General features: G+C 36.2%; 4 protein-coding genes. 2 read left to right on the top strand and 2 right to left on the bottom strand.

The window, feature by feature from the left end:
- Positions 1-75 precede the first annotated feature (75 nt).
- Positions 76-1,860, bottom strand: a complete 1,785-nt coding sequence (locus Q0L68_RS16875; protein WP_296705395.1) for an arylsulfatase — start codon at positions 1,858-1,860, stop codon at positions 76-78.
- 225 nt (positions 1,861-2,085) lie between these two features.
- Between Q0L68_RS16875 and Q0L68_RS16880 the strand changes: the two genes are divergently transcribed.
- Entirely contained in the window at positions 2,086-2,580 is a 495-nt protein-coding gene (locus Q0L68_RS16880; RefSeq protein ID WP_296705397.1) for an RNA polymerase sigma factor, read from the top strand.
- Positions 2,564-3,205: a hypothetical protein gene (locus Q0L68_RS16885; protein ID WP_296705399.1), complete on the top strand. Its 642-nt coding sequence runs from the start codon at positions 2,564-2,566 to the stop codon at positions 3,203-3,205. Before Q0L68_RS16880 ends, Q0L68_RS16885 begins: the two co-directional genes overlap by 17 nt.
- 97 nt (positions 3,206-3,302) lie before the next feature.
- Here the strand turns inward: Q0L68_RS16885 and Q0L68_RS16890 are convergent.
- The coding region (locus tag Q0L68_RS16890; protein ID WP_296705401.1) for a phage tail sheath C-terminal domain-containing protein at positions 3,303-4,432 on the bottom strand (1,130 nt) is incomplete at its 5' end.

Here is a 4,432-nt window from a genome sequence, read left to right on the forward strand (position 1 = left end):
AAATTCAGTAAGAATTTCTCTTACAAAGGGGAGGGGTTGGTTTTAATTCAGTTTTTCAATTTTTTTTTTCTAACTCTATTTAATTCTTTCCAATACAAGTAACCTGAAATCAAGAAGTTCTGATCCTTTGATTTCAGAGGCATGTAAAGAAATAGGATGGTGTCCTTTATCCAGATGAATTATTCCCATTTCCAATGGTTTAAAATCTTTTTCATAGGATTCCTGTCGGGGAAATCTATCAAATTCCACCCCTTCATAAGGAGGGTCATTGGCTTCGGTGATGGTTGTAGAAACCTTATTATCTCTCTGTTTCAAATAAAAGGTAGATCCTACCGCAGAAGATTTACAGGTGTAATAAATAGTTGCTTTGAAATCACCCTCAGCCAAGATATCACTATCAAAAGTGATACTGTCACTTGTGGATATCCAGTTTGTGAAAAAGGAAGAATTTGGAAAGCGATTAGATCTTTGGATATTTCCATGAGCTATTCCATCTCGGGCTGGTAGTTGGGTGATTTTACTGCCCTCGAAGCCAACAGGAAAAACTTCTTTTCTATCTCGATCAAGTTCTTTCAAAACGTTTTCAGTGTATTCTTTTTTTGCATTGAGCAATCCTGAAATTAATGAATCTGAAGGCTCAAAAATAGGCTCCAACTGACCTGGATCTTTGGAAAGATCAAATAACTGATTGTTCTGATCTAAGATAAACTGTTGATTTCTTACACTTACATTTCCATTCCAATGGCTGAAGACATATCGTTCTGGCCATGATTGATTTTCGTTAAATAATAATGGTTTAAGACTAGTTCCATCCAAAGGTTTTTTATGATTAGTAGTGATCCCGGCTAAATCAAGAACTGAGGGTAAGATATCTATGGTACTAGCTATGTAATCAACTGTTTTGGGTATAATCTTATCTTTCCAATACACGATAAAAGGTGATCGAACGCCACCTTCATCTGTGCTGCCTTTTATTCCTTTCAGGCCATCATTCCAACGCCAACCATTTGGTCCATTATCAGACATGTAAATAATTATAGTGTTTTCGATTAAGCTCAAACTATCTAGTTTGCTAATAACTTTTCCAACATTCCAATCTATGTTTTCAGATAGTGCCAATGCAGCCTTGGTCTTCTCTGTAAATTCTTTGTCGCCATACCGATGAGCTGTATCGATATTTATGTTTTTATACTTATCCCACCAAAAATCAGGCACTTGCATGGGACTGTGAGGGGTATTGTAGGCAAGGAGGACAAAGAAGGGTTGATCATTTTTAGTCTCAATATAATTTAGAGCATGATCTGTCAAATCATCAATTATAAATCCATTTCCTTTTACCACCTCTCCATTTTTTTCCAACATAGGATTGATGTAATTCCCCCAGTGTCCGGAAGCAAATCCATAAAATTCATCAAAACCTCTATTATTCGGGTGATATGGAGGCTGTGAACCACTATGCCATTTCCCAAAGACTGCAGTGCTATATCCATTTGACTTAAGAATGTCTGCAAGAGTTATTTCATCTAGGTCGAGTCTTTCTCCCCCCGCTGAAGTATCGTAAACTCCTCCTCTTGGATGATATCTTCCGGTAAGGATTTCCGCTCGGGTTGGGGAACAAACTGGACTCACGTAAAATCTGGTGAACTGAGCACTTTTTTTTGCGAGTTCGTCAATGGTTGGTGTGTTGACATAAGAGTTTCCGTTGATGCCCAGATCTCCCCAACCTTGATCATCAGCGACAATTAAAATAATATTTGGTTTAGAAATCGTTTTGGAGTCTTTAGAACAAGATTGGAAAAATGGAAGCGTAATTATTAAAAAAAATAGAGCTTGATAAATTACTTTTCTTTCCTTTTTCATCATATATGGGATAGTGCTTCTCTAAAATAAGTCATTACAGTGGATTTTAGGTTATTACTTTTTCTAAGTTTAGGCATATTGCAAAACCCTTGATTATCATTGGAGGATTACTGAATTGGCTATTTTAGTTTAGCAAACTATTTTTTTAACTTTTTTTTAAAAAACATAGCCTAAACTGTAATGATTTAAAACTTTCTCCACTAACCTAGTATAAACAGGCAAAAAGTGAGCAGCGATTTTTATTCTTCATTCATCTTACCTTATGCAGGTATTATCATTAAGATTTGTAGGGCATATACTGACTCTGAAGAGGATTTTGAAGATTATTATCAAGAGGTATGTCTACAGATCTGGAGAAGTAAAGACAATTTTAAAAAACAGTCCGAATGGTCGACTTGGATTTACCGACTGACCTTGAATGTATGCCTGACTTTGCTGAAGAGTAATAAAAAGAAAAAGCAGGTTTTTCTTTCTGACCATCAACCGGTGGATCGGTCAGAGGAGAAGAGTTCTGGTTATTCAGATGAATCGCTAGCGCAACTTTATGCAGCGATCAGGCAACTTTCAGAGATCGATAGGGCGGTCATACTCCTGTATTTGGAGGAGAAGTCGTATCAGGAGATTTCCGAAATCATAGGTTCCAATGCCAATAATATCGGAGTCAGAATTAATAGAATTAAAGAACGGTTAAAAAAAATATTAGATGGAAAAGTCAATTGAGAATATTTGGAAAGATGGTTTCCTAAATGGAGAGGCTTTGGTAGCGCCAAAAGTAAATGACTTGTATAATCGGAAGTCGGTCCATATTATAGACAAGTTTAAACGGATGTTCAAGGTGAATATTTGGGCGATTATTGCTGCTTCTACAGTACTTTGGATAGGCTCTTATTTTGCAGGAGCTTTGATTGCTGGGAGCATTTTACTGATCATGATGATTTATATTGCCTTTTCGGCAAATAACGATTTGAAAGCGCTTGAGAAGTTGGATAAAGGACAAAGCAGTTATAATTATTTAAAATCCTTTAAAGGATGGATAGAAGACTCCATAGAGCATTATGGTAATATGTACCGAATTGTATATCCTGCTTTAATCCTTACTTTTTATTTTGGATTATGGTTCTCAGATACCTTTTCTGTTATTCGCGAAAAAGTAATGGAAAACTCCAATGATATATTTTTGGGGGTTCATATTTATTCTACTATACCTATTATTGTTGGTGCAATTTTGATGAGTATTTTAAGTAAGAAAATTCATCGGGAAGATATTAAAACTGTATATGGAGGGATTATAAAAAAGCTTGACGATGTCATTGCTGAAATGGAGGAATTAAGAGAAGCGAGTTAAGATCATTCTTTAAACTGAATCCTCATAGATTTAAAAGATTTACAAACTGGCGCAAATACCGTTATTGGACATTTGCGCCAGTATTTTTTTGTATGAATTAATCCGATGTAGCCATTTGTAACTCAAATGAAAGGATAATAAATTCTGCAGGGTGAGTTACTGCAACTTTAAGAGTAACAATCAAAACTCCATTTTCTATATCTTCTGAGGTCATAGTTGAGCCTAAGCCACATTCTACAGAAAATGCGTCGGATTCCTTGGCTCCTTGTAGCCCACCTTGTTTCCAAACATCTGTAAGAAAGGAGTTTATCATAGATTTAATAGATTCCCAAGTATTCTTCACATTTGGCTCAAAAATGAAGGCTTGAGCAGCAGATTTGCACGATTGCTCTAAAAAGATCATCGTTCGTCTTACCGATAAATACCTCCAATCTTGGCTATTTCCATCTAAAGTTCTCGCACCCCAAATTAAAATCCCTAAGCCATTAAAAAATCGAATTGCATTGATGGATTTTCCAGAAACAGCATCTACGTTTAAATCTGCCTGTTGATCATCTGTGAGTTTAATGGGTAAGCTTATGGCTCCAACAATAGATGTGTTTGCAGGAGCTTTCCAAACTCCTTCTTGGTTATCCGTCATTGTGATTACACCAGCCATTGCAGCACTTGCCGGTAAAACATTGATAACGTTTAAAACTTCTTTGATAATCGTTTGATAAGTTTTACTCGCATTCAGTAGAGATTGATGATACTGGGTAATAGAAACCCTCAAAGAAGGGTCTTTAATATCATTCAAAAGCTTGGTTACAGTCGGATTGGGTTTCTCTGTAGGATTAATAAGTGCTTCAAGTTGACTTAAATCTCCACCAAACAAATTCGTGAAATCCACATCAGAACTCTGCATGATATTAGTTCCAATAAAAGGGTAGTATGCAGCTCCGTAACTCAACCCAATTTCTCCTGTATTATTTCTGAAATTATCGATATCCTGAGCATATAGGATAGGATCGGGATTTCTACCTCCAATAACATCAAAAATACTGACCGCTCTTTGAACTTCATTGCTTTGAAGTAACATCTCCTGCATCAAAGTTCCATTTTCTTCAATTGACAAGAGTGTTGCATCAGGGCAGATGTACATCGTTGGTTCTTTCTCATTCTTTAATGAAGCAACCCCATTGATCAGAGCATTCAATTGCACCTTTTTGTTGATAATCCCTTTTCCTG

It is taken from the genome of Algoriphagus sp. (assembly GCF_024642405.1).
Lineage (GTDB): Bacteria > Bacteroidota > Bacteroidia > Cytophagales > Cyclobacteriaceae > Algoriphagus.

What these genes read in the sequence shown, in the direction of transcription:
- Q0L68_RS16875 (WP_296705395.1), bottom strand. Translation starts at nt 1,860, where the DNA reads ATGAAAAAGGAAAGAAAAGTAATTTATCAAGCTCTATTTTTTTTAATA.
- Q0L68_RS16885 (WP_296705399.1), top strand. Translation starts at nt 2,564, where the DNA reads ATGGAAAAGTCAATTGAGAATATTTGGAAAGATGGTTTCCTAAATGGA.